This window comes from Candidatus Acidiferrales bacterium (genome assembly GCA_036514995.1).
GTDB lineage: Bacteria > Acidobacteriota > Terriglobia > Acidiferrales > DATBWB01 > DATBWB01.
In genome coordinates, this window is the sequence record DATBWB010000028.1 from 18984 (window position 1) to 43394 (window position 24411).

The following is a 24411-nucleotide window of genomic DNA, read 5'->3' on the forward strand; positions in this document are numbered from 1 at the left end:
GCGCTACGCGATCCCGTCGTTCCGGCAGGCGGCAAGGGCTCGACATCGGCTCGTCTCCCGCCCCCATCCCTGGCCGGGGTGGACGGTTAGAGGAAAAGCTGGCTGATGGACGTCTCCTCGTGGATGGAGCGGATGCCGCGAGCCAGCAAGCTGGCGACGCTCAACACCGCCAGCCGGTCGCAGCCCTTGGCCTCCGACTTGAGGGGCACCGAGTTCGTCACCACCACTTCTTCAAGACAGGAACCGCGAATGCGCTCAATCGCCGGGCCTGACAGGACGGCATGGGTGCAGCCCGCCAGCACCCGGGCGGCACCCTGCTCCTTGAGGGCACGGGCCGTCTTCACGAGCGTGCCGGCGGTATCCACGATGTCGTCAATGACCAGCGCGCTTCGGCCCTCGATTTCGCCGATGACGTGCATCACCTCGCTCACGTCCATATCCACGCGCCGCTTGTCCACAATGGCCAAGGCCGAGTCCATCTGCTTGGCAAAGAAACGCGCCCGCTCCACCCCGCCGGCATCGGGGGAAACAATCGTCAGGTCGGGCAGGCTCTTGGCCCGAAAATAATCAAGCAACACCGGCGAGGCAAAGAGGTGGTCCACCGGGATATTGAAGTATCCCTGGATCTGCGGCGCGTGCAAGTCAAGAAAGAGCGCCCGCGTCGCTCCGGCGGTGGTGATCAGGTCGGCCACCAGCTTGGCGGAAATGGGCACGCGCGGTTTGTCTTTCCGATCCTGCCGGGCATAGCCGTAGTACGGCAGCACCGCCGTAATGCGCGACGCGGAAGCTCGCTTGAAAGCGTCCAGCATCAGCAAGAGCTCGACCAGATTCCGGTCCACCGGATGGCACGTCGGCTGGATCACGAACACGTCGGCGCCGCGAACGTTCTCTTGAATCTGCGGGTAGATCTCACCGTCGCTAAAACGGGTGATCTCAATCTCCCCGAGTGTCACCCCAAGGAAGCTGGCAATCTCTTCCGCCAAGGGCCGGTTGGCCGACCCCGAAAAAATCTTTAGCTGATTGCCCGGCATGAGCCGGTCTCTCCCTTTTGCAATGTCCCCGAGCCACCGGTGCTGTCGCCGGCGTGGCCCAAGAAGCGCTTGCCCGGGGCGCAGCAAGGACATCCTGGCTGGGGCGCTAGGATTCGAACCTAGATTACCTGCTCCAAAGGCAGGCGTCCTACCATTGGACGACGCCCCAGAAAAGTCATCTGGCGCTCGCCGCGGCGAGTTGCTCGCGCGGGATGCCGAGCCTTCGCCAGTATTGGGCGCGGGTTACGGTTTGGGTGACCAGGGCCTGAGCCCTCTGAGTGGCCCGCGCCGCCTTTTGAGCCTTTTCTCTGCTGGCAAACAGTGCGAACAACGCCGAACCGCTTCCGGTCAACGCCGCCACCTGCGCTCCCTGCCGTTCCAACTGCCTCTTGATTGTAGCAAGTTGCGGGTGGCGGGCAAAGACAACGGGCTCAAAATCGTTCTGGACGTCTTCGGAAATCCATCCTGCTGGAGAGGGAGCCTTCCAACAGCCTGCGCAAAAGCTCAATATAATAGGAGCGGCTGCTCTTGAAGTCAATCGCAAACTCAGCCAGCGATACGCCTCAGCGGTCGGAATAGAAAGATCCGGCGACACAATCAGGCAGGGAGTGGGCAGCAGGTCGGGCAGCGGAAAGACTTCTTCGCCGCGGCCAATCCCCAGCGCCCGTCCACCCAAAAGAAAAAAGCCGACATCGGAACCAAGCTCGGCCGCCATCGCCAGCCATGCCTTGCCCGCCAGACGCCGGCCGGTGAGCCTGCCCAGCGCCAGCAAGGTCACCGCCGCGTCGCTTGAACCGCCACCCAGACCGCGGCCAACGGGAATGTTTTTTTCCACGTAGATGCGCACGCCCGTCCGGATACGGGTCTCGCGCAGAAACAATTCGGCCGCCCGGTACACCAGATTTTCCGGCCCGGTGGGCAGCAGGGTGTCATCCGCTTGCACCTCGATCTTCGAGCCGCGCGGGTGAAGCTCCACGGTCAACCGGTCGTGGAGGCCGATGGTTTGGTAAACGGTGCGCAGCTCGTGGTAGCCGTCCGGCCGCCGGCCGAGCACACGCACGCCCAAGTTGATCTTGGCAAACGCCGGCATGCGTAGCGATGGCATGAATCAAGATTCCTGGGGAACGGATGGCGGCGAAAGAATCAATCGGGCTTCTTCTTCACATCCACTTGCCGTTTCTTGGCCAGCAAATGTTTGAGATCGGTCAATTTCTTGTCGGTCCGGGCGTACTCCTCAGCATCGAAATCCGGCCTGAGCGACCGCCGCCACTCCTCGGTGGCGCGCTCCCACTCGCGCTGAGCCAGCTCCATGCGCCCGGTCTTGAAATAGACGTCGCCGAGATGCACGTGGATGGTTGGGTCGCGGCTGATGCGCGCCGCTGCCCTCCGCAGATATTCTTCGGCCAGATCCAGCCGGTGCAGACGAAAATAGACCCAACCGAGGCTGTCGAGGTAGGCGCCGTTGAAAGGCTCGAGCTCGACTGCTTTCTGGATCAGGCTGAGCGCTTCCTGGAGCCGAACGCCTCGATCGGCCCAGGAATAACCCAGGTAATTGAGAGTGCCGGCGCTCTTGGAATTGATAGCCAGAACCTTCTTGAAACTTTCTTCGGCGAGGTCATATTTTTTTGATCGCTCGTAGATGGCGCCGAGAAGGAAGAAGACGTATTCCTGATCTTGAGGCTTGGCAGCGAGCTTTTCTGCCGCCCGCACTGCCTCCTCAGCTTCGGCGTAGCGCTTCCCGCGTTCCAGCACCTGGCCCATGGAGAGATGAATCTCGCGGTCGGTGGCATCGCCTTTGAGAAGCTTCCTGAGCTCGGCCACGGCCTGGTCGGTGTCGCCGCGCTCGCCCAAAAGCGTTCCCACCATGATGGCGGTGGCGCGGTTATCGGAAAATTTTGCGGCGGCAGCTTGAGCCTCGGCAACGGCCTGGTCAATCTGGCGATCCAGGCGCAGCGTGTCGGCCAGCAAGTTCCGGGCGCGGACCGCCTCTTCCCCTTCCGCGATCGCCACCGCCTCACGAAAGGTATGGATCGCCGTGGCGTAATCTTCCACCTGGCGATAGAGAAACCCCAGGCGCTCGAGCAACAACACCAGCCGATCCTTGCCGCCGCCCCCGCGCTGCACCCGGTTCCGTTCGGAGGCGACCAGTTCCGTCAACCTGAGAATGGCCTTCTCAAATTGGCCTTGATCCTCCTCCAGCGAAGCTTCGTTATAAAGCACCTCCAGGCTGTCGGGCGCCAGAGTCTTTGCTTGCTGGAGCGCGCTCGCCGCCAGGTCAAATTTTTTCTGAGCGCGATAGATCTGCGAAAGCCGCAAATAGGCTTGCGGATCTTCCGGCTCAACCTTCAAGGCCGCCTGATATTGGGCGAGGGCAAGATCCAACTTTTCTTCCTCCAGATAGAGCTGGCCGAGGCTGCGCCGGTATTCGGCGTTTGCCGGATCGGCCTCGATCGCTTTTTCGAAAGCCTCCACTGCCCGCGCGGTATCTTTCATCTGCTCGTAGGCACGGCCGAGCGCGGCATAGATCAGCGGGGAATCAGCCTGTGGCGCGGCCTCTTTCAATAGCTTGACGGCATCGTCATATCTTTTCTGCTCGATATAGATGGCGGAGAGTTGCTGCAAGGCCTGCTCTGAAGTCGGATCGAGGCCCAGCACCTTCTTGAGGATGGCCTCGGCCTTCTCCGTCTGGTTGGAGAGGCCGTAGAGGCGGGCGAGGGAGATCATGGCGTCGCGATCGTCGCCATCGATCCGCACGATCGCCTCATATTGCTCAATGGCGCGACGCAGTGTTTCGGGCGAGGCCGAGCCGGCCTCGGTGTTGCCCAGGGTGCGGACATAAATCCGGGCCAGCAGCTTGTGGGCGGCAAGATTGTCCGGATCCCGCTTCAGGATCTCCTGCGCTTCGAGGACGGCATCGCGGATACGTTGCGAGCGGGCATAGATGTCCGCCAGCCTGACCGCAATGCTGGGGGCGCCGGGATCGAGCGCGAGTGCCTTCTTGTACTCCTCGATGGCCTGGGTGGCGTAGGCAGACTGATTGGTAATCTCGTAGAGCTCTTCGTAAACGTGGGCGAGCGTAAAGTGGTAGTAGGCCTCGGCGCGCTTGGCCGGGTCAGGCTGCGTGTAGCTCGTGGCCGGGGGAAGCTCTCTCAAAGGCGCGGGGTCGTCGTCCTGCGCCGAGGCGAGCGGCAGCCAGATAAAAATGGCCAGCATGGCCCACGCCAGCCGGCCTCGCCAGAACCGATTGTTCATGCACCCATCCTGTTCCTAGCGCCGCTCCTGAACTTCCTATTATCATACAGGAAACGATTTCCGTCAAAGCTGCGTGCGACAAGAGCCAACGCCCTCAGCGAGGCGCGCGAACACCTCTTTCGAGAATCCGTTCCTCTTGTGATCACGCCCGGAACGTATCGCCTGACGGATAGGAGCTTCCACGAAGAAATCGAATCAATGCCGAAAGTGGCGCATGCCGGTGAAGACCATGGCCAGGCCAAGGCGATCGGCAGTCCCGATTACCTCGGAATCGCGCACCGACCCGCCGGGCTGGATCACCGCGGTCGCGCCAGCCTTGGCTGCTTCTTCGACGCCGTCGGGGAACGGGAAAAAAGCGTCGGAGGCAACCACAGTCCCGCCAAGCGGGAGGCCTGCCTTTGCCACTGCCAGCTTGACTGAGTCCACGCGGCTCATCTGTCCGGCGCCCACGCCGGCCACCTGGTGGGAGCGGGCGAAGACGATAGCGTTCGATTTGACGTGCTTCGAGACAATCCAGGCAAAGCGCAAGTCCTCCCCTTCCGCGGGCGTCGGCGGACGCCGGGTAACCACCTTCCACTCGCTTTCCGGGAGCGTCTGGCGGTCGGCTTCCTGAATGAGAACGCCGCCGCGGATGCTGCGGATCTGCCGGCAATCGGCGGCCTTCTCCCGCGGCATCTCCATCAGCCGCATGTTTTTCTTTGTCTGCAAATGGGCCAATGCTTCCGGGTGGTAGCCGGGCGCGATTACCGCTTCGACGAAAGTCTTGCCGATTTCTTCGGCTGTCATCCGGTCAACCGCGTGATTGAAACCGAGCACCGAACCAAAAGCGGACACTGGATCGCATTCGTAAGCCTTCCGGTAAGCTTCCGCGAGCGTCGCCTGCTCGGACGCTCCGCAAGGGTTGGTGTGCTTGATGATGACGGCCGCGGGTAGAGAGAATTCTTCGACAAGATTCCAGGCGGCATCGAGATCGAGCAGGTTGTTATAAGAAAGCTCCTTGCCGTGAAGCTGCCTGGCTCCGGCAAAACCATGAACCCCTCCCCTGAGCACATAAAAGGCTGCCTGCTGGTGAGGGTTTTCACCATAGCGCAAGCTATGGCGCAATTCGAAGTCGAAGAACAGCCTCGGGAGATGGACGGGCGGTTCAGCAAGCTTGACCGACTCGTTTGCCCGAAGACGCTCGAGCGTCATCGCAATCGCCCCGTCGTAGTGCGCCGTGAGCGCAAACGCCTTCTTGGCCAAATGCAGGCGCGTGGCCAGGGAGAGCGAGCGCTCGCTTTTGCCCAGCTCCTCGAGCACCGAAGCATAGTCAGCCGGGTCGGTGACAACGGCGACATCGAAAAAGTTTTTTCCCGCTGAACGCACCATCGCCGGCCCGCCGATGTCCACGTTTTCCAGCAACTCCTCTACTGTCACGCCTGGCTGGCCGGCGACGGTCTCAAAGGGGTAAAGATTGACCACGACCAGGTCGATGCGGGGGATCCCGTGGTTGGCCATCTCGCGCCGATGGATGGGGTCGCTCCGCCGGCCCAGGATGCCGCCATGGATGCGCGGGTGAAGCGTCTTGACTCGCCCGCCGAGCATCTCCGCATAGCCGGTCACTTCGGCAACCTCGCGCACCGGTAGGTTGCTCTGGCGCAAAAGCTCGGCCGTCCCGCCGGTAGAAATGAGTTCGATGCCGAGCGCTGCCAGACCGTGCGCGAAGGACACCAGCCCGCTCTTATCGAAAACACTCAGCAAGGCTCGCTCAACCGCTGTCATCACCAACCCCCTCAACAAGCTTGGCCGCCCCGTCAAGCCGGGCCGACTCAAAAAGCGACCCATTCTACTGACAGCCGGCGCCCCCGCCAAGCCTTCCTGCCGGGGCAATAAATAAATGTCGAGGAGACCCTCTTCAAAGTGGCGCTGGGGTGCTCCCGTTCACGAAATCTTCCCGGGCATTCCCGCCGCGGCGAGTCGGTCTCAAAGCCCGACAGTCCAGCTGGGACACGTTGATACACGCGGCCAGGAACTGTTGACAACCGTTGCCTACGGCCGGCCCGGCCGGACCAGACTCCTGCCCGTGGACAGTGGGAATGGCACTAGGATGGGATGGTGCGGACAAACCAGTCGATCAAGACGGTATGGCAGGCGATGATCCAGACAAGGCTCGCCACGGCAAGTCAAGAAGGGAGATGTTCGTGGCCGGTTGTGCCGCCGGAGTGGAATGGGGAGGATGGCAAAAGCGACGGGTCGTTCGAGTCTCAGTTCTTGCCTTTGGCCTTGAGGCGGACTTTGTTGTCTTCGATGGTTACGCTGAATTCGACTCGCTGAACGCCTTGCTTTTTCAGATCACCGGCCTTGTGTGCCAGAAATTCGCGGAACTGGTCGAGAGTCGTGTGGCGGCCGCTCTCGCCAAGCTTTTCCCGGGCGGCCAGCATGGCGTGGTAGAGCCGTTCTACCTTGTCCGTTTCATGCTTTGGGTCGCGACAGACCACGCTGACGGTCGTATCGTCAAGAGCCTTCCGGGCGGCGGCAGCGCGGGCGGCGCGATCGGCTTCCAGCGCCCTGGCCGTCGCGCCGTAGTGATGGGGGGCGCGGCCTTCCTCGCGCTGCTTGAGCTTCTGCCGCCAAACCGTCCACTGCTTGGCGAAGGTTGCCGCCAGGTTGTTGTAGCGGAAGCGCTGCCTGTATTTCATCTCGGACTGGTCGAGGTATCTTTTGATGAGTTGCTCGACGCGCCATTGCGTGTCTGAGGGCGGTCGCGGCGACCCGCCGTTGAAGTACACCTCGTACTCAATCTTCAAGCGGCGAAGCTCTTTTTCAAGTTGGAAAAGGTCCTCGTCGATGGTTGCCATGCGGCTCCCGGGAGGAAGGCAGGAAAATATTACGGCTGCCTTATCCAATGCGTCAACCGCCAAGTTGACGCTCCCTGAGGCGTGTGTTCAAATAGCGTCTTGTCATGAAAGAAAGCTCGAAGGCAGAGCTGCTGCGCCAGCTTCCGGCAGTGGATGAGCTGGTGGATCGCCCGGGTGTGGCGGCGCAGGTATCCGAAGCCGGACACGAACTGGCGGTGAAAGTCGCCCGCGCCCTCCTCGACCGCCTGCGGCAGGAGATCGCGGGCGCTTCCGAGGCGGTGGACGCGGACGTGGCCCGGGTAGAAGAACTGCTCGCCGACGAGCTCAAGGCAGCCGTCAACTACTCGCTCCAGCCGATGGTCAACGCTACCGGCGTCGTCCTCCACACCAATCTGGGGCGGGCGCCGCTGGGAGAGAAGGCGCTCAAGCACCTCGTTGAAACCGCTGGCCGCTATTCCAACCTGGAATACGATCTCGCCGCCGGCCGGCGCGGAAAAAGAGACCAACACACCGGCCGGCTGCTGGCTTCGGTAACGGGCGCCGAGGCTGCCATCGTCGTCAACAACAACGCGGCCGCTGTCTATCTTGTCCTGAACACGCTCGCCGAAGGCGGCGAGGTGGTGGTCTCCCGCGGCGAGCTCATTGAAATTGGCGACGGTTTCCGCATTCCGGAAATCATGGTGAAGTCGGGAGCCATCCTGCGCGAGGTCGGCACCACCAACCGCACGCGCCTTGCCGACTACGAAAACGCCGTCAGTGAAAGAACGCGACTCGTGCTCCGGGTGCATCCCTCGAATTTTCGCATGATCGGTTTTGTCGAGCGTCCTTCGCTGGCCGAGCTCGTTGCCCTCGGAGCGCAACGTACCCTGCCGGTTTACGAAGATTTGGGCTCGGGCTGCCTCGCCGCAGCGGCTCAGAAAGGGACTTTTGACGAACCTACGGTTGAAGCAAGTCTCCGCGCCGGGGTGTCGGTCGTCAGCTTCAGCGGCGACAAGCTGCTCGGCGGGCCGCAAGCGGGCATCCTGGTCGGCAAGAAAGACCTGGTCGAGCGCATCCGCCGCAATCCGATGTTTCGCGCTCTGCGGGTGGACAAACTGACGGTCGCCGCGCTGGAAGCGACCCTGCTCTCTTACCGGCGCGGCGCCCACGACGAGGTTCCGGCGCTCCAAATGTTGCTGACCACGGCAGCGGAAATTGCGCGGCGGTCGGAAGTTTTTGTGGCGCGGCTGCGCCATCATCTGGGCGCTTCGCCGGCTCACATTGAAGTGCAGGAAGGCCAATCGGTCATGGGCGGCGGCTCTACGCCGGAACAATTTCTCCCCACCCACCTCATCGCCATTGCCAGCCCGCACCTTGGCCCGCCGCAGCTCGAAGCTCGCCTGCGCCAGCACCGTCCGGCCATCCTGGCGCGCATCGAAAGCGATCAACTCCTGCTCGACTTGCGAACCGTCTTCCCCGACCAGGAAGAGACGCTCCTGCGCGCTCTGGTAGTGGCTCTTGCCCCGTGAGGCCTGCCCCTTCGTTCCGCCCGCGGCGGACTCAGGGCAGGCGCGGCGGGCTGGCCGATTGAACGAACCCCATGCTGGTTGCTGAAGTCCACCGCCGGAGGCTCCGTCTCATTCAGAAGCCGCAACCCGTCCCGCGACGCGATGAGGCGCTCATCCGCGTTCGCCTGGCAGGAATCTGCAACACCGACATCGAACTCCTGCGGGGTTACCACCGGTTTGGCGGGGTTCCCGGGCATGAATTTGTCGGCCAGGTAGAAACCTGCCCGGAAGCGCGCTGGCTGGGTGAAAGGGTGGTGGGCGAAATCAATCTGGCCTGTAGCCGGTGCGATTTTTGCCGGCGAAACCTTCCGCGGCACTGCCGGCGGCGGACCGTTCTCGGGATCCTCAACAAAGACGGCGCTTTTGCCGAGTACATCACTCTGCCGGTTCAAAATCTCCATCGCGTACCGGATTCGGTTTCGGACCAGGCGGCGGTCTCGGTCGAGCCGCTGGCGGCCGCATGCGAGATCCTCGAGCAGGTGGCGATTGACCGCCGCACCCGGGTGGCAGTGGTGGGCGACGGCAAACTGGCGCAATTGATTGGCCGCGTCCTCAAAACAACCGGCGCCACCGTGACCATGATCGGGAAGCACCCGAACAAATTGCGCCTGGCACGCGAGGCCGGGCTCGAGACCAAACTGGGTCGCGACGTGCCGAAGGATTGGATGGCAGCCTTGGACGTAGTCGTGGAAGCCACCGGCTCGGCCACCGGCATGCCTCTGGCACTGCGGCTGGTGCGCCCGCGAGGCACGGTGGTCTGGAAGTCCACGTTTCACGGCACCGCGCAATTCGATGCTGCGCCGCTGGTCGTCAACGAGATCACCGTGGTTGGCTCGCGTTGCGGGCCCTTCGAGCGCGCCATCGACTTGCTTCGCCGGAAAAAGGTCGATCCCCTGCCGCTCGTCGAGCGCACCTTCCCTCTCTCCGAAGCCCCCCGGGCCATCGCGTTTGCCCAACGTCCCGGAGTCCTGAAAGTCCTCCTGGCGCCTTAACCGGCGCTCTCATTCCTTAACGCCTTTCCGCAGTCGGGGGACGGCCCCGAAGCTCTTGGTGTGGGTCAGATTATGAAGCAGCTTCTAATCAGAGAATCCCGTGCCCCAGCGCCAGCCGAAATACGGCCAGGGCAAGGACGGCAACGGAAATCACTTCGCCCAGCACCCCAATTGCTTTCAACCTCCCCCGGGTGACGCCCGCATGGGAAAAGGCGAGCCCCAGAATGGAAGCCGGCACCGAGGTGATCCAGTTGATCCAGCCGAGGAAAGGGATGAGACCGACGAGCAGGAACAAGCCGGACAGAAAAGCAAAAAAGAGACCAATCAAGCTGAGCATGGTGTCAAGGAATAGCGCGGAGCCAGTGCAGCGCCTGACTACTCCGCTCGTTGCACGTAATGTCCATCGCTTGTGTCCACGCGAATGCGATCGCCGGTATGGATAAAGGAGGGGACCTGCACGACCAGGCCGGTTTCGGTTTTGGCGGGCTTCATCACCGCCGACGCGGTCGCGGTGCGCAGCCCGGGCTCCGTTTCCGCTACCCTCAACTCCACCAGTTGGGGCAGGTCAATTCCAATGGGCTTTCCTTCGTGGAACTCAATCTTGAGGCGGACGTTGGCCACCATGTAGTCTCTGGCTTCGCCCACCACTTCCGCCGGCAGCCCGATCTGCTCATACGTTTCCGTGTTCATGAAATAGTAGGTATCGGCGTCGGCATAGAGGTATTCAAATTCGATCTCATCGAGAATGGCCCGCTCCAGCATGTCTTCCGACCGGAAGCGATAGTCAATGATCGAACCGGAGCGAAGGCTCCGCAGGCGCGTTTGGACAAAGCCTCGCTTGTTGCCGGGCGTGCGGTGGTAGAGGCTGAAAACGGAATAGAGTTCGCCGTCGTGCTTGATGACCATGCCCGGGCGCAGTTGTGTCGCCTGCACCATATCCTTATCCTTCCGCTCCTGCCTTCACCCGATAAGCCGGAGAACCTTCCCGACCACCTGGAGATAACTCGCTAGAGCAAGCCTGCTCAAACCAAGAAAATTATAGCAGCCCGCCGCCCGTCCGTCGAGTTTCGTTTTGCGATGGGAGAGCCTACTCACATCGTATCCCCCCTGTGAGGTTGAAGTGTGTGAGTGAGAAGAGGCAGCGGGGGTTGGCCGCCCGTCGCTTGTCACTTCCCAATGTATCGCCGCACTCCGAATAGCACCTCATCGAACATCTTGGTGGTCAGGCGTCCGGTCTGGGTGTTTTGCTGGCTTGGATGGTAGGAGGCAAAAAGGCGCGGCAGGGACGGCGGCAATTCGTAGCTCGCACCATGAGCAAAGCGATAGGCCGCCCGTGAGCCGATGTGTCCTTGCTGCTTCAAGAGCTCGAGATAATTGTCAAAAGCAATCCGGCCAAGGGCGAGCACGGCGCGAACCTTCTTGAGCAGTTTCAGTTCCTCCTCAAGATAAGGCCGGCAGTTCGCCAACTCGCTCCGGGTGGGCTTGTTCCCGGGTGGGGCGCAACGCGCCGCCGCAGTGATGAAACAGCGGCTCAACTGGAGGCCGTCGTCCCGGCTGACCGAGGTCGGCTGATTCGAAAAGCCGGCGCGAAAGAGAGCGGCGTAGAGAAAGTCGCCCGAGCGGTCGCCGGTGAACACGCGGCCGGTGCGGTTGGTGCCGTGGGCCGCGGGCGCGAGGCCAATCAACAAGAGCTCCGCCTCGGGGTCGCCGAATCCCGGCGCGGGCTTGCCCCAATATTCCCAATCGCGGAAAGCAGCTCGCTTCACCCGCGCCATCTTCCGGCAGTGGCGCCGCAGCCGCGGGCACTTCTCGCAAGCAATGATGCGGGCGTTGAGCCGGGCAAGGTGACCGAGAGGATTCACGTCCGCCGTATGAGCCGAAGCGCCACTCATGGGTCAGGCTGCTTCCCGGCCTTCCGCGCCGCCGCCATGATTTTCTCGATTTCGTCCGGGTGGCGGGGCAGCCGCGCGGTCAGGAGCACGGCGCCGTCCTTGGTCACAAGGACGTCGTCTTCAATGCGCACGCCGAGATTCTCTTCCGAGATGTAGATGCCGGGCTCGATCGTAATGATCATGCCGGCTTCGAGCGGGCGGGTTGGCTCGCCGGCGTCGTGAACATCGAGGCCGATATGATGGCCGAGGCCGTGGATAAAATACTTTCCCAGCGGGTCACCATGAAGATCTTTTCCGTGCGAGTTGATGTAGTCGTAGGCGATCTTGTGGAGGCTCTTGTCGCCGGCACGGCCGAGCGACATCCCCGGCTTGACGGCGGCAAGGACGGCGTTCTGCGCCCCAAGAACGATCTCGTAGATCTCGCGCTGCCGCGGGCTGAACTTGCCGTTCACCGGCAACGTCCGGGTGATGTCCGCCGCGTAGCCGGAATAGGCGCCGGCCACATCCAGGACCAGGAGTTCGCCGTCCTTCATCTGCCGCTCGGCTTCTGCGTAGTGAAGCACGGTAGAGTTAAACCCTGAGCCGACGATGGGCGTGTAAGCCGGCTGTTCGCAGCCCGCCTTCTTGAAGGTGTACTCCATCAGCGCGGCAATTTCGTATTCCCAGGCCCCGGGCCGGACCGCTTTCATCGCCGCCAGGTGAGCATCCATGGAGGCTTCGATCGCCTTGCGCAAGAAGGCTTCTTCCCCCGGCGATTTCACCTGTCGCAGGTTGCCGATGATTGCCGTCAGATTGCGATATTCCGGTCCCGGAGCAACCTTCTGAAGCCATTCGAGCCATCGCCGGTTGGGGCTGAACTCGCCCGCCGGGCCGGAAGCAGGGAAAAGGGTGTAAACGATGGGAAAGAGCTTGAGGTACTTCTCCAACTGACCCGATAGCTCCGAAAAGGGCAGGACCGTCTGGAAGCCGCTCTTCCGGGCAACGTCAGCGTCATCGGGGCCGGAGCGAATGCCGTCCCACCGCTCGCGCCCCCGGTCGCGCGGCGGAACGAAAAGCATTTCCTTGTTGAGGCCGGCCGCTCGCGTCGCTTCGCTCTCCGCCGCCAGGAGCATGCCCGCGCCCGGTTCGTTCCACCCCGTCAAGTAGTAGAAATTCGGTTCTTGCCAAAAACGCGCCGCGGGCAGATCAAACTGCGGCTCCCGTCCGGTGAACCCGAACAGCACCACCACCCCGCCTTCGGTCATTCGGCGGAGGTTATCGCGGCGAGACCCAAAGACCGAGGGCGGCTCTTTTTCGAGCGCCCACGAAAAAACCGTGACGGACAGCAGTATGACGAAAAGCAAGAAACCACGGCGGGAACGCATACGCATCGATTGCCTCCAAGAGCAAAGCAGGAATTCTACTACCACCGCCGGCGTCGCGCGGTGATGATTTCTCCTGTCAAATCCACCTCTTCCGCTTGAGGCTTGCATTGTGCCTGGAATTGTGTCAAGAATCTGGTGTTTGCAACCATTTCCCACAAGGGGTTAAAGCATGCTAAGAAAAGCCGCGCTTGTTGTGTTGATGTGCATGGTGGTGGCCAGTCTCCTCCTGGCCAAGGAAGGGTCGTGGACGGGCTGGGTCACGGATACCCATTGCGGTGTCAAGGGGGCCAAAGCCGACCACAAAGACTGCGCCGCAAACTGCGTCAAAGGAATGGGCGCCAAGTATGCTCTCTACGACGGCGCCAGCAAGAAAGTCTTCATCCTGAGCGACCAGGCGAAAGCAGAAGCCTTTGCCGCGCAGGAAGTGGTGGTGAAGGGCGACCTTGACGAAGCCTCGAACACCATCAAGGTCGCCTCGATCGAAGCCAAGAAGTAGCCTTCTTTCGACTCATGCGATCCCAAACGGAGCAGGCGGACGAAACCCGCCTGCTTTTCTTTTTTTGAACGGAAGGATAAGCAGGCGAGAAAGCGTATTAGCTGGAAGCGGTCCGGAGCCTCAGAACCCGGCCACGCCGGTAGCCGAAGCCCGCGCCACGCGCACCGGCCGCGCCAGCCGAAAGCGCTCCAAATAGATCTGCGCCAGCGAGAGGAAGCCGGTGTAGAGATAGCCCCATACGAAGAGCAGAAGGAAGGGAAGGGTGGCGTAGTTTTCGTTGTCGAAGGCGTAATACACCGTAAAGACAAAGTAGAGACCGATCGCAATCTCGGCAAAGGGAAGCAGGCCGGCGCGATGACGATAGAGTTTGCCGGCCCAGGTATCTCGACCGCTCTCGATCCGATACTTCGGCGTGCGGACAAATTCCGACCGCACGCCAAAAACCGCCCCGAGCACCGCCCTCGCGTTCTGCACACAAAGCCCGATCCCGATCGCCATCAAAAACGGCAGATAGAGAAAGGTTCGCTTCCAGCCCTTCGGGTCCAGCTCGCGTTGGCTTAAAAGATAGAAGGTTGAAATGGACATCGTCGAAGCAAGAAAAAGCGGCAGGTCAATCACCAGCACCTGGAACATTCCCTGGTAGAAGCGCACGATCATGGCCGGAAGGAGCAGCGTCGAGAGAACAATCATGAAGGGATAAGAAATATTGGCCGTCAGGTGAAAGACGGCTTCCGCCTTCACGCGCCACGGGAGCTTCGACCGCAGCAGACGCGGCAGGATCTTCTTGGCCGTCTGCATCAAGCCCTTGGCCCAGCGGGCTTGCTGCGCCTTGAAGGCGTTCATCTCCACCGGCAGTTCGGAGGGACACTCCACCTCCGGCAAGTAGAGAAATCGCCAGCCTTTCATCTGGGCGCGGTAGCTCAGGTCGGTGTCTTCGGTCAACGTGTCATGCTCCCAGCCACCGGCATGCTCAATCGCCGACCGCCGCCACACGCCGCCGGTGCCGTTAAAGTTGAAGAAGCAGCCCGCCCGCGACCGCGCCCCATGCTCCATCACAAAGTGGCCATCGAGCAGGATCGCTTCAATCTGCGTGAGCAAAGAGTAGTCGCGGTTGATGTAGCTCCACCGCGCTTGCACCATGGCTACGTTCGGATCAGCGAAGTAAGGCAAGAGGCGGCGCAAAAAATCCGCCGGCGGGAGAAAATCAGCGTCAAAAATGGCGATAAACTCTCCGCTGGCGACCTCCATGCCCGCGCGCAGGGCGCCTGCTTTGTACCCTTGGCGGTGGTCGCGATGGTGATAGCGGATCGGCACGCCAAGCGCCCGATAGCGTTCCACGACGTCGGCGGCCACCCGCTGCGTTTCGTCGGTCGAATCGTCGAGCACCTGGATTTCCAGCCGGTCGTGCGGATAGTCCATCCGGGAGACGGTTTCCAATAGCCTCTCGATGACGTACTGCTCGTTATAAATCGGGAGCTGTATGGTAACCTTGGGAAGCTTTTGTTGGTCCAGCGGGGGCAGCGAAGGCGGCACGTTCCGCCGGTTCTTGAAATAATCATAAACCAGCTTGTAGCGGTGCAGACCGTAGGCGGCGAGGACGATCAGAACCAGAAAATACGGAATCATGACGAGCAGGTCGAAAGCGTTAAGCTGATAGACTTTCTGGAACGCGTCGCGGGAAAAAATGCGTTGGAGATAGTCTGCCACCGGGTTCCTTTTGGCCGACAAGATAGCCACTATGACCTGGCAACCCTGATAAAAGATCAAGAGGCGTTTCTCCTCTTCTGCCCTTGAAACAGGCTCTCGCAAGACCGTTCTGGTTCGCAGCGGCGAGCGCCCTTGCGCTTGAAGTCCTGTTCGCCGCCATGCTGCGCCTGGGCAACCTCAAGGAGCGAGTGGTGGAGTTTATTGCCCTCGCTCTGGCCGCCGGCATCGTCTATCTCGTCGGCCTTTTCTGGCTCGAGCGAACGGCCGATTCCCGACGGGCCCGCTTGCTCGTTCTGGCGGCCGCGCTGGCGTTTCGAGCTACTCTCTTGCCGCTCTGGCCTTCCCTGTCGGACGATTTCTATCGTTATCGCTGGGAAGGCCGGGTACAAGACGCGGGCGTCAATCCCTACACCGTGCGCCCCGACGACACCAAACTCACGGCGCTGCGAGACGCCTTCTGGGATCGAGCCTCCGGCAAAGATTCCCCGACAATCTATGGGCCGTTGGCGGAACTCTTTTACCGGCTCAACTACCGGCTTGCCCCTGGTGGCCCGCCGGGCAGCTCGGTGGTTGGGATGAAGGCGGCCTACGTTTTGCTCGACCTGGGGATTTTGCTCCTGATCATGCGTTTGCTCGCGCTCCGGGGAAAGCCAGTTACGGCCGCGGCCATTTATGCATGGAGTCCGCTGGTAGTCGTTGAATTCGCGGCCAGCAGCCACCTCGACTCGCTGGTCGTCATCCTGCTCGTCGCCGCGATCCTCTGGATTATAAAACAGCGCCCAGCACTGTCAACCGTTGCTCTGGCTTCCGCTGCTGCCGTCAAGTATTTTCCGGTGGTTTTTCTCCCGCTCCTCACCCGCCGCCTGCGCTATTGGCTCTGGTTCGTGGTGGTGCTGGCATTGTGGTATCTGCCCTTTCTTTCGGCGGGCCACCGCCTGTTCGACGGACTGCGCTACTACTACCTTCACTGGCAAAACAATGGGAGCTTGTACGCGCTCTGGCAATGGGTGGGGTTCCCGCGAGCGGTTGCGGACGGGATTCTCTACGGAGTCGTTCTCGGAATGGTGGGCTATTTCGCCTGGTGGCGAGCGGATTCCCTCCGGGCGGTCTATCTGGTGGCGGGAGCCCTTTGGTTGCTCTCGCCCAACCTGTTTCCGTGGTATCTGACGATGCTCGTCCCTTTTCTCTGCTTCTTTCCCAACCCGGCATGGTTGCTGCTGACGGTAACGAGCGTGCTCTCGTATGAGGTGCTGATCGATTCGAGCGCGCTCGGCATCTGGCACTGGAACCCTTACCTGCGGTGGCTCGAGTACGCTCCCTTCTTTGTCCTCCTGATTGCCCGGTATGCGAAGAGCCGCCGGGCGGCAAACCAGCCGGCTGCCTGAGAGGCCGACGGCTCTCGAGTGCCTGCTATTGATTTAGCCCCGGGTCGGACTTATGATTCACCCGTCCCTGAGGCGATCTGCACGGCTCCATAACCGATTTCGCAGTATGGACGGCCCCTCAGGGGAATCCTTAACTTGGGGGGCAAACAGGCAGCGGGCCTCGAAGGTGCTGCTGGCGCGCGGGGGGCACGCAACCCGATGGCGGCAGCGGATGGGAGGCGAGAAATGGAACTGACGTGGTTGACGATTGGAATAGCAGCTCTTCTCCTTGTCGTGGTTTACCTCTTCGCACGCGTCCTGCAAACGGCGCGTTCGGCCGTGAATGAGATCCAGGGGGAGATTCACGCTGCCAGCATGCGCACCGACCAGGTGATGCAGAATAGCGGCTTTGCCTTTGCCGAGACGCTCCAGAAGTCTTCCACCAACCTCGTGGAGAATGTAGCCAAGGTCCGCGAGGAGGTCGTCCACAAAGTGGAAGAGACGCAGCGGCTGTTCAGCAAGGAGGTGCAGGCCGAGTGGGCGCAATTCCGGCAGAGCATGGACGACCAGCAGCGGTCGAGCCGCGAGGAACTCGGCGCGGCCATCGCCACCTTCCAAAGAAACAATGAGGAGCAGCTTGCCCAGAACCGGCGAGAGGTCCGGGAATCGCTCGAGTCCGCTTTCCAGATGATGGACGAACGATTTCGGCGCTTGCAGGAAAGCAACGAACAAAGGCTGGGCGAAATCCGCGAAAACCTCGAAGGCAAGATGAATGAGAACATCGAGAAGAACCTCGGGGTATTCCGCGATGTCTCCGAGCGCATCGCCGAATTGCGCAAAACGGCCGACACCATTGTCGAAATCAGCGACGGCATAAACGAACTGACCGGCATTCTGGAAAGCCCGCGGCTGCGGGGCGAGTTCGGCGAGTTTGAGCTAAGCAACATGCTCCGTGAGATCGTGCCGGCTGACCGTTACGAGGCGCCCGGCCAGTTGGGCACCGCGCTGGCCGATGCGGTCATCTTCCTCAAAGAGGGCAAGCTCTGCATTGACAGCAAATTTCCGCTTGCCAACTTCCAGCGGATGCACAACCCGCAGGCGAGCGACCAGGAACGCGAGGAGGCGCGGAAGGCCTTTGTCAACGACTTCTACGGCCACGTGGACTCGATCAAGTCAAAGTACATCGTTCCGAAAGAGACCCTCGATCTCGCGTTCATGTTCGTGCCGGCGGAGAGCGTCTTCTATGAAGTCCTCACTAACTTCGAATTCCACGAATATGCCCTCCGGCAGGGAGTGATCCCGGTCTCCCCCAATTCCCTTTACGCCTACCTGCACGTGATTGCCATCGGGTTCCGGGGAATGAAGATCCAGGAGGAAGCCAGGCGGATTCAGGAGATTTTGCTTTCGCTCAAGGAGCAATTCGACAGCTTCAGGGAGAGCTTCGACATCCTGGGCACGCACCTGGACAACGCTCGCAAGCGGTTCGAAACGGCCACGCAGGATGTGCGGCGATTCGATGTGACCCTCAGCGGGCTGAAGCTGGGGGCGATTGAAGCGGCTTCCGAAGCGGCGGCACTCGCTCCGCCGGCAGACGCGGCGGCCAAGAAAGCAGCCGGCGCCTGAGCTTGGCCAAGCCACGCGCCGCTTGAAAACTGCCAGCGGCTCGCCAGCCGTCCCGCTCTGCGGGATCACGGTCTTTTGATGAACTCCGGCTCTTTGCCTTCTCCCCAGGGATTGTAGGCCTGGGCGAACGTCACCCGCCGGGGAATCGAGGGGTGGCTGTAAAGCCAGAATTCGATGAACCGGCTGGGATTGGGGTCGGCCAGGTCCACCTCACCCAGGATTTGGAACGCCTGGCCCGCCACCGCCGCTGAGTTTGGCACCACCCCGTGAGTGATTTCCAACCCATAGATATCGGCCTGATGCTCGTAGTGGCGGCTGAGGCTATTGGTGATGGGATCGGAAAGGAAGTTGAAGATCGCCAGGAAGAAAAGCAACATCGGGAGGACGGCCCAGTCGCTCACCTCTTTCACCCCCGTCCAGCTACCCCACTTCTGAAGCCGGCTGTGAACCATCCCGGCGCCCAGCCAGAAGAAAACGAAGAGGACCACGACGGCGATCCCGATTAACTTCCAGATGTGGTGGAGCATGTAGTGGCCCAGCTCGTGGCCGAAGATAAACAGCGTCTCATCCTTGCTGAGTTTCTCGAGCGTTGTGTCCCAAACCACGACTCGCTTGCTGGCGCCAATGCCGGTGACGTACGCATTGAGCGCCTTGGTCTTTTCGCTCGCTTTCATCCAAAACATCTTCTCTTCCGGGATGGAGAGCCCGGCCCGGCCGAGCAATTGCTCGACGTCGGCCACGACCCCGGGGTTCTTCGCCTTTAGCGGCTCGAACTTGAAAAACAGCGGCTCGATGACCACCGGCGTGATGAAAAGAATAAAGATCAGGATCGGAATGCTTGCCAGCCAGAAGTAGAACCACCAGCGGCGCGGGCTCCGCCGGATAATCCCAAACATGATCCAGAAGACGAACGTCAGGATCACCATCAAGATCAGGCTGGACTTCGTCCAGTCCCAAAGCCACGAACCGAAACTTTGCACGGAAATCTCGTACGCTCGCCCGAGGTGATGGCCGTAGTAACTGATCGGCAGATGGAAAAGGCGCAGGGCAAGAAGGAAAAGCGGGACAAAGATCAGCGCCTCGAAAATGCGCCGGCGGCGGCCATCGCCCACCGCCCAGTTGCGGATCTTCACCGCCAGCCCGGAACGCATGAAGAACCACAGCACCGCCAGGCTGTAAACAAAACCCAGGAAATAGAGACGGTACTGCGCCCGCGAGTAGGCGATGGCCTTTTCTCGCCGCTCGGGCGAAAGGGTATAAGGCTTTATTTCCGCTTTTGGTGCTTCAGCAGCCGCCGGTGCCGTCTGGGCAGCCGGCCCCGGTTGGCTTGGGGCTGAAGGAAGTTGGGTTTGAGCCGAAAGGATCGGCAATGCCAGGAATCCCGAGAGGAGCACGACCAGGGGCAAGGCCCGCCACCGTGCGCCACCGGGCAGGGTAAGCACGCGTCGCATAAATCCTCCAGAAGGGATGGCGAGATGCTTCGTGATCGAAGGGCCGCTCCAAACACCGGGCTCCCGAAGCTTGAGATGGTAACGCAAAGCGATCTGGAAGCTCGATGCTCGAAGCTGGAAACTCAAGCCTCTAACCTCCAGCCTCTAGCCTCAAGTCACACCTGGACGGTGACGCTGGTCTCCACGCGAAAGTCGCCGTCCTCGAGGCGCCGCACCGGCCGGTAGAGCGTATCGCGTTCGACGGGCTCGCGGCCGGCGGCGCGAATCAAACGGACGAGTTCTTCCCGCCGCATCACCTGGGCGGTGGTCGCACCGGCATCGTGGTAGATTTTTTCCTCGACCACCGTGCCGTCCAGGTCATCGGCGCCAAAGCGCAACGCCACCTGCGCCACCCGGGGCGTCATCATGATCCAGTAGGCCTTGATATGATCGAAATTGTCGAGCAACAAGCGCGCCACCGCGATGTTCTTCAGGTCGAGTTGCCCGGAGGTTTTCGGCAGGTGGCTGAGCGCGGTGTGCTCGGGGTGAAAGGCAAGCGGGATGAACGCCACGAAGCCGCCCGTCTCATCCTGCAGGGCGCGCAGCAGCAACAGGTGCTCGACACGCTCCTCTTCCGTCTCGATGTGGCCGTAAAGCATCGTCGCGTTCGACCGCAGGCCGACCTCGTGGGCGGTGCGCGCCACGTTGATCCACATCTGGCCGGAAGTCTTGTGGTCGCAGATTACCTTGCGCACCCGCGGGTTGAAAATTTCCGCGCCGCCGCCGGGCAGCGACTCCACTCCCGCTTCCTTGAGCTTCAGAAGCACATCGCGAATCGAGAGACCGGAAATCTTCTGGAGGTAGTGCACCTCGACCATCGTAAATGCCTTGAGATGCACCCGCGGGAAGCGCTTCTTGAGCGCGCGCACCAGGTCAAGGAAATAGGCGAAGGGCAAGTCGGGGTGAAGCCCGCCCACAATGTGGAATTCCGTCACCGCTTCCGTCCATCCCCGCGCGGCCGTTTCCACCGCCTCCTCAATCGCCATCGTGTAAGCGCCCGGCGCGTCCGCCTTGCGGCCGAACGCGCACAGCCGGCAGGAGGCCACGCAAACGTTGGTCGGGTTCAGGTGCCGGTTGATGTTGTAGTAGCAGACGTTCCCGTGCTTCTTCTCGCGGACGTAGTTGGCAAGCCAGCCGACGGCCAGCAAGTCGGTCGAGCGATAGAGCGCGACGCCGTCGTCAAACGCGAGCCGCTCGCCGGCAAGCACTTTGTCGCCGATCGCTGCCAGCCGCTTGTCCTCAAGGATGAGTTGGCTCGCCATACTTAGGAATTCTCGTAGGGCACGGTTTTCGGTTTTCGCTTTTCGAGTTTCGCCTCGGTCGCTTGCAGCCTCTACCTTCCAGCCACGAGTATGTCAGCGCCCCAAAAAAGCAGAAACAAGAGGCTAATATAGCCATTCACCGTGAAAAATGCAGCATTGATTTTGCTCAGGTCGTGAGGCTTGACGAGCGAATGTTCGTAGGCCAGCAGCGCGCCGACGATCGCGATGCCTGCATAGGCCAGCCCGCCCAGCGCCCAAACGCGCGCCAGCCAGAGCAAGAGCGCCACCATGAAAACGTGCAGCAGCCGCGCCACCAATAACGCCCGCGGAATCCCGAGCGACTTGGGCAGCGAATAGAGCCCCGCCTTGCTGTCAAATTCCACGTCCTGGCAGGCGTACAGGATGTCAAATCCGGCCACCCAGAGCGTTACCGCCGCCGCCAGAATCAGCATCCGCGGCTCGATCGTTCCTCGAATGGCAATCCACGCCGCCACCGGCGACATCCCCAGGCAAAAACCAAGCACAAAATGCGACCAGACAGTGAACCGCTTGGTGTAGGAATAGAGCAGGAGGATCGCCGCCGCCGCCGGCGCCAGCTTCAAAGCAAGCGGGTTCAGTTGCCAGGCCGCCAGGAAGAGAACGCCCAGCGCCACCAACGTGAAGCCCCAGGCGAAGGGGAGGGAAAGCTGGCCGGTTACCAGCGCCCGCGCCTGCGTGCGCGGGTTGGCTCGATCCAGATGCCGGTCGGCGATGCGGTTAAAAGTCATCGCCGCGCTCCGCGCCGCCACCATCGCCACCACGATCCACAGGAACTGGCGGAGAGTGGGCAGGTTGTGCGGAAGCCCCGCGCTCCGCGCCGCCACCAGCGCCCCCGTCAGGGCAAACGGCAGCGCAAAGACCGAGTGTTCGAACTTGATCATCTCGAGCGTGGTGCGGATTCTGCCGGCGCTCATATCAGGACTCGGACTCAGCGCGCAAATGCAAAGATCCAGGCGAAACACGAAAGTCGAAAACCGAAATTCGAAAATCGATTCAAAGGAATCGGCTTGGAGAGAAACTCCAGGGCGACATGGACGCAGTTGCGAGTTCCGTTTTTCGATTTTCGCTTTTCGATTGTCCTCTTCATCGCGCGGCTACGATTTCAGCTTGTCGGCCTGCGACATTCCTTTCCACCGATACTGCCGCTCCTGCGGCAGCCCCAGGTGCGCCAGGACGCGGAACACATACTGGCTCACCAGATCGTCAATCTTCTTCGGCCGATGGTAAAACGAAGGGATGATGGGAAAGATCATGGCGCCGGCCTGCTGGCAGCGCAGCATGTTCTCGAGGTGGATTCGGGAAAAGGGAGTATCGCGGATCGCCAGGACAAGCGGCCGGCGCTCCTTGAGCGTCACGTCGGCGGCCCGCTGGATCAAGGTCTCGGCAGCGCCGTGGGCGATCGCGCCGAGCGTCCCCATGCTGCACGGCATGATCACCATCCCGTGCACCGGATAGCTTCCCGAAGCAATCGACGCGCCCACATCCTGATTATCGAGCAACTCGATTTTCCTGCCCTTGCCGCCGACGATCAGCGAGGGCAGCTTCTTGCGTTCGTTCGCGGCAATGTCCAATTCATGCTTGAGGAGCATGATGCCGCCGTTCGAGACCACCAGATGGACCCTCCTGACGCGGCGATCCGCATCGAGGACAGTCAGGATCTTCTGGGCAAAAACGGCGCCGCTTGCGCCCGTGACCGCCACGGTGATGGTACGTTGATCGGTCTGTTGGCGGGGTGTCATGGCGAGATTTTGCGCTCGAGGCAAAGCGCCATGTTAAGGCGACGCCGAAGGCAAGTCAACGAAACCAGAGACGTGGAATAGCCTACGCACATCGTATCCCCCACATGTAGGGGCAAGCTTCAGCTTGCCCTCCCTTGCCTGGGGCGGTCTAAAGACCGGCCCCTACATCTTCGTGTAGAATCTCGGTGATTCCAGAGAGCTAAAGAAACCGGAGAATTGTTGAAAGAACAGGAAATCAAGAAGCTACTCGAGAAAGTGAAGCGCGGCAAGGTGGGTCTGGCGGCGGCGCTCGACCGTCTGCGCCATCTTCCGTTCGAAGATATCGGCTTTGCCAAAATTGATCACCACCGCGCCCTGCGCACGGGCTTCCCCGAAGTGATCTTTGCCCGCGGCAAGACACCCGAGCAAATCGCCGGGATCGTCCGCAAGATGCTGCGCCAGCGGCACAATATCCTGATTACCCGCGCCAACCGCGCGATTTTTGACCGCGTGGTTGCGGCCTGCCGCAGATCGGGTGGATTACGACGCTCTCCGCCTCGGTTCTATCCTCTCTCCGGCGTAATCGCCATTCGGCTAGAAACTACGCTCCATGGCAAGGGAAAAATTGTTGTCGTGTCCGCCGGCACGTCGGACATTCCGGTTGCCGAAGAAGCTTTGCTCACGGCGGAAATGATGGGCAATCGTGTGGAAGCGATCTACGACGTGGGCGTGGCCGGCCTGCATCGCCTGCTCGAACACCGCAAGAAATTGGCCGAGGCCCGGGTGATTGTCTGCGTGGCCGGCATGGAAGGGGCGCTGCCGAGCGTGGTGGCGGGATTAGTCTCGGTGCCGGTGATCGCCGTGCCGACCAGCGTCGGCTACGGCTCCAGCTTCGAAGGATTGGCCGCCCTGCTTGCCATGCTGAACAGTTGCGCCTCAAACGTGTCGGTCGTCAACATTGACAATGGCTTCGGCGGCGGCTTTGTCGCCAGTGTGATTAACCGATTGTGAGCCGGCTGAGCAGATGACGAGCGCGACTCTTGAGGGGATGGTTGCCGTATAAGCCCCCATTTTCAGTTACAATCCAAAGAGGTAAACACACCCACGGAGGGGAACGATGCCACGCGTCTTTCGCAAACAGATTTTTGTCTGCAACACCGAAGGTCCCGGCAAATGCGGGGAAAAAGGCGGGAACGAATTGCTGATGAAATTCCGCGAGGAAGTGAAGGCGCGGGGGTGGACCGACGTTATCGTGACCAAAGTGGGTTGCACCGGCCAGCATCCCGTCGGCCCCACCGTCATCATCCATCCCGACGGCATCTGGTATAAGACCGTTCAGCCTTCCGACGTGGCCGAAATCCTCGACCAACACATCCAAGGCGACACACCGGTCGCGCGGCTGATTAACCCGGAAATGGCGGTAAAGGGCGAGTAGCTGCGCCCGGGCCTAGATAGGAAACACAGAAGATTTATTGCTGCCCGTGCTTCGTCTCTGTGAATCCTCTGTGTCCTCTGTGGTTTATTTTTGCTTTTTTTCTCACCACAGAGATCACAGAGTGCACAGAGCTAAACAGAGAAAGACGGCGGGTCAGTGAGACACGGCAGCGCCGAAGACCCGCTGAAAGATCGCATCCACATACTTCAACTGGCGCTTGAAATCAAAGGCAGCTTCGATCTCTGCCGGCGAGAGGAATCGGGTGATGCGGGAATCGGCGGAGACCCGCTCGCGAAAGTTGCCGCCATGCCGCCAGACTTCCATGGCGTGTTCCTGGACCCAGGCGTAGGCTTCCTGGCGCG

Annotated in this window: 22 protein-coding genes and 1 tRNA gene; 7 read left to right on the forward strand and 16 right to left on the reverse strand. The window is 61.1% G+C overall.

Annotation, left to right across the window (positions count from 1 at the left end; all coding sequences use genetic code 11):
- Positions 1-86 precede the first annotated feature (86 nt).
- The 6 genes from VIH17_02260 to VIH17_02285 form a co-directional block, all read right to left on the reverse strand.
- A complete protein-coding gene (locus VIH17_02260) occupies positions 87-1031 on the reverse strand; it encodes a ribose-phosphate pyrophosphokinase (protein HEY4682055.1) in 945 nt (314 codons plus the stop codon).
- Between the two features lie 95 nt (positions 1032-1126).
- Positions 1127-1200: transfer RNA gene (locus tag VIH17_02265), tRNA-Gln, on the reverse strand.
- A 6-nt stretch (positions 1201-1206) separates the two neighbouring features.
- Positions 1207-2136 (reverse strand): 4-(cytidine 5'-diphospho)-2-C-methyl-D-erythritol kinase, encoded by a 930-nt coding sequence (gene ispE, locus VIH17_02270; GenBank protein ID HEY4682056.1) that lies wholly within the window; start codon positions 2134-2136, stop codon positions 1207-1209.
- A gap of 38 nt (positions 2137-2174) precedes the next feature.
- Positions 2175-4283, reverse strand: a complete 2109-nt coding sequence (locus VIH17_02275; GenBank protein ID HEY4682057.1) for a tetratricopeptide repeat protein — start codon at positions 4281-4283, stop codon at positions 2175-2177.
- A 195-nt stretch (positions 4284-4478) separates the two neighbouring features.
- Positions 4479-6044, reverse strand: coding sequence for a bifunctional phosphoribosylaminoimidazolecarboxamide formyltransferase/IMP cyclohydrolase (purH, locus tag VIH17_02280; protein HEY4682058.1), 1566 nt, complete (start codon positions 6042-6044; stop codon positions 4479-4481).
- A 482-nt stretch (positions 6045-6526) separates the two neighbouring features.
- Positions 6527-7120, reverse strand: a complete 594-nt coding sequence (locus tag VIH17_02285) for an MXAN_5187 C-terminal domain-containing protein (GenBank protein HEY4682059.1) — start codon at positions 7118-7120, stop codon at positions 6527-6529.
- 104 nt (positions 7121-7224) lie between these two features.
- On the opposite strand from VIH17_02285, the gene selA reads away from it, so the two are divergent.
- Both selA and VIH17_02295 read left to right on the forward strand, forming a co-directional pair.
- Complete coding sequence (selA, locus tag VIH17_02290; protein HEY4682060.1) at positions 7225-8628, forward strand: L-seryl-tRNA(Sec) selenium transferase; 1404 nt, start codon at positions 7225-7227, stop codon at positions 8626-8628.
- Positions 8629-8699: 71 nt separating this feature from the next.
- Entirely contained in the window at positions 8700-9659 is a 960-nt protein-coding gene (locus tag VIH17_02295; protein HEY4682061.1) for an alcohol dehydrogenase catalytic domain-containing protein, read from the forward strand.
- 88 nt (positions 9660-9747) lie between these two features.
- Here VIH17_02295 and VIH17_02300 read toward each other — a convergent pair whose 3' ends face one another.
- The 4 genes from VIH17_02300 to VIH17_02315 form a co-directional block, all read right to left on the reverse strand.
- On the reverse strand, positions 9748-9987 hold the full coding sequence (locus tag VIH17_02300) for a hypothetical protein (GenBank protein ID HEY4682062.1): 240 nt from the start codon (positions 9985-9987) through the stop codon (positions 9748-9750).
- Between the two features lie 47 nt (positions 9988-10034).
- Positions 10035-10595 carry an elongation factor P gene (gene efp, locus VIH17_02305; protein ID HEY4682063.1) on the reverse strand — a complete coding sequence of 187 codons (561 nt, stop codon included), beginning with the start codon at positions 10593-10595 and terminating at the stop codon, positions 10035-10037.
- 230 nt (positions 10596-10825) lie between these two features.
- Positions 10826-11551 carry a uracil-DNA glycosylase gene (locus VIH17_02310; GenBank protein HEY4682064.1) on the reverse strand — a complete coding sequence of 242 codons (726 nt, stop codon included), beginning with the start codon at positions 11549-11551 and terminating at the stop codon, positions 10826-10828.
- Positions 11548-12921, reverse strand: a complete 1374-nt coding sequence (locus tag VIH17_02315; GenBank protein HEY4682065.1) for an aminopeptidase P family protein — start codon at positions 12919-12921, stop codon at positions 11548-11550. Before VIH17_02315 ends, VIH17_02310 begins: the two co-directional genes overlap by 4 nt.
- Before the next feature lie 163 nt (positions 12922-13084).
- Here VIH17_02315 and VIH17_02320 point away from each other — a divergent pair, with 163 nt between their 5' ends.
- The gene (locus VIH17_02320; protein ID HEY4682066.1) at positions 13085-13411 is read left to right on the forward strand and encodes a hypothetical protein; all 327 of its coding nucleotides are present in this window, start codon (positions 13085-13087) and stop codon (positions 13409-13411) included.
- Positions 13412-13531: 120 nt separating this feature from the next.
- Here VIH17_02320 and VIH17_02325 read toward each other — a convergent pair whose 3' ends face one another.
- The gene (locus VIH17_02325; GenBank protein ID HEY4682067.1) at positions 13532-15178 is read right to left on the reverse strand and encodes a cellulose synthase family protein; all 1647 of its coding nucleotides are present in this window, start codon (positions 15176-15178) and stop codon (positions 13532-13534) included.
- 23 nt (positions 15179-15201) lie between these two features.
- Between VIH17_02325 and VIH17_02330 the strand changes: the two genes are divergently transcribed.
- Both VIH17_02330 and rmuC read left to right on the forward strand, forming a co-directional pair.
- On the forward strand, positions 15202-16503 hold the full coding sequence (locus VIH17_02330; GenBank protein HEY4682068.1) for a glycosyltransferase 87 family protein: 1302 nt from the start codon (positions 15202-15204) through the stop codon (positions 16501-16503).
- Between the two features lie 225 nt (positions 16504-16728).
- Positions 16729-18105, forward strand: coding sequence for a DNA recombination protein RmuC (gene rmuC / locus VIH17_02335; GenBank protein ID HEY4682069.1), 1377 nt, complete (start codon positions 16729-16731; stop codon positions 18103-18105).
- A gap of 65 nt (positions 18106-18170) precedes the next feature.
- On the opposite strand, the gene VIH17_02340 is transcribed toward rmuC, so the two are convergent.
- From VIH17_02340 to VIH17_02355, 4 genes are all read right to left on the reverse strand, one after another.
- The gene (locus VIH17_02340) at positions 18171-19556 is read right to left on the reverse strand and encodes a M48 family metallopeptidase (GenBank protein HEY4682070.1); all 1386 of its coding nucleotides are present in this window, start codon (positions 19554-19556) and stop codon (positions 18171-18173) included.
- Between the two features lie 155 nt (positions 19557-19711).
- Positions 19712-20857, reverse strand: coding sequence for an aminofutalosine synthase MqnE (mqnE, locus tag VIH17_02345; GenBank protein ID HEY4682071.1), 1146 nt, complete (start codon positions 20855-20857; stop codon positions 19712-19714).
- 71 nt (positions 20858-20928) lie between these two features.
- Entirely contained in the window at positions 20929-21810 is an 882-nt protein-coding gene (locus tag VIH17_02350; GenBank protein ID HEY4682072.1) for a UbiA-like polyprenyltransferase, read from the reverse strand.
- A 180-nt stretch (positions 21811-21990) separates the two neighbouring features.
- Positions 21991-22635 (reverse strand): UbiX family flavin prenyltransferase, encoded by a 645-nt coding sequence (locus VIH17_02355; GenBank protein ID HEY4682073.1) that lies wholly within the window; start codon positions 22633-22635, stop codon positions 21991-21993.
- A 219-nt stretch (positions 22636-22854) separates the two neighbouring features.
- On the opposite strand from VIH17_02355, the gene larB reads away from it, so the two are divergent.
- Both larB and VIH17_02365 read left to right on the forward strand, forming a co-directional pair.
- Positions 22855-23625 (forward strand): nickel pincer cofactor biosynthesis protein LarB, encoded by a 771-nt coding sequence (larB, locus tag VIH17_02360; GenBank protein HEY4682074.1) that lies wholly within the window; start codon positions 22855-22857, stop codon positions 23623-23625.
- Positions 23626-23731: 106 nt separating this feature from the next.
- Positions 23732-24049 (forward strand): (2Fe-2S) ferredoxin domain-containing protein, encoded by a 318-nt coding sequence (locus VIH17_02365; protein ID HEY4682075.1) that lies wholly within the window; start codon positions 23732-23734, stop codon positions 24047-24049.
- A gap of 153 nt (positions 24050-24202) precedes the next feature.
- Here VIH17_02365 and VIH17_02370 read toward each other — a convergent pair.
- Positions 24203-24411 (reverse strand): hypothetical protein (locus tag VIH17_02370; protein HEY4682076.1); only part of this gene is annotated, 209 nt, incomplete at its 5' end.

What these genes read in the sequence shown, in the direction of transcription:
- mqnE (HEY4682071.1), bottom strand. Translation starts at nt 20,857, where the DNA reads ATGGCGAGCCAACTCATCCTTGAGGACAAGCGGCTGGCAGCGATCGGC.
- VIH17_02340 (HEY4682070.1), bottom strand. Translation starts at nt 19,556, where the DNA reads ATGCGACGCGTGCTTACCCTGCCCGGTGGCGCACGGTGGCGGGCCTTG.
- efp (HEY4682063.1), bottom strand. Translation starts at nt 10,595, where the DNA reads ATGGTGCAGGCGACACAACTGCGCCCGGGCATGGTCATCAAGCACGAC.
- purH (HEY4682058.1), bottom strand. Translation starts at nt 6,044, where the DNA reads ATGACAGCGGTTGAGCGAGCCTTGCTGAGTGTTTTCGATAAGAGCGGG.
- VIH17_02365 (HEY4682075.1), top strand. Translation starts at nt 23,732, where the DNA reads ATGCCACGCGTCTTTCGCAAACAGATTTTTGTCTGCAACACCGAAGGT.
- VIH17_02275 (HEY4682057.1), bottom strand. Translation starts at nt 4,283, where the DNA reads ATGAACAATCGGTTCTGGCGAGGCCGGCTGGCGTGGGCCATGCTGGCC.
- VIH17_02310 (HEY4682064.1), bottom strand. Translation starts at nt 11,551, where the DNA reads ATGAGTGGCGCTTCGGCTCATACGGCGGACGTGAATCCTCTCGGTCAC.
- ispE (HEY4682056.1), bottom strand. Translation starts at nt 2,136, where the DNA reads ATGCCATCGCTACGCATGCCGGCGTTTGCCAAGATCAACTTGGGCGTG.
- VIH17_02350 (HEY4682072.1), bottom strand. Translation starts at nt 21,810, where the DNA reads ATGAGCGCCGGCAGAATCCGCACCACGCTCGAGATGATCAAGTTCGAA.
- VIH17_02285 (HEY4682059.1), bottom strand. Translation starts at nt 7,120, where the DNA reads ATGGCAACCATCGACGAGGACCTTTTCCAACTTGAAAAAGAGCTTCGC.
- VIH17_02315 (HEY4682065.1), bottom strand. Translation starts at nt 12,921, where the DNA reads ATGCGTATGCGTTCCCGCCGTGGTTTCTTGCTTTTCGTCATACTGCTG.
- VIH17_02260 (HEY4682055.1), bottom strand. Translation starts at nt 1,031, where the DNA reads ATGCCGGGCAATCAGCTAAAGATTTTTTCGGGGTCGGCCAACCGGCCC.
- VIH17_02295 (HEY4682061.1), top strand. Translation starts at nt 8,700, where the DNA reads ATGCTGGTTGCTGAAGTCCACCGCCGGAGGCTCCGTCTCATTCAGAAG.
- VIH17_02320 (HEY4682066.1), top strand. Translation starts at nt 13,085, where the DNA reads ATGCTAAGAAAAGCCGCGCTTGTTGTGTTGATGTGCATGGTGGTGGCC.
- rmuC (HEY4682069.1), top strand. Translation starts at nt 16,729, where the DNA reads ATGGAACTGACGTGGTTGACGATTGGAATAGCAGCTCTTCTCCTTGTC.
- selA (HEY4682060.1), top strand. Translation starts at nt 7,225, where the DNA reads ATGAAAGAAAGCTCGAAGGCAGAGCTGCTGCGCCAGCTTCCGGCAGTG.
- VIH17_02355 (HEY4682073.1), bottom strand. Translation starts at nt 22,635, where the DNA reads ATGACACCCCGCCAACAGACCGATCAACGTACCATCACCGTGGCGGTC.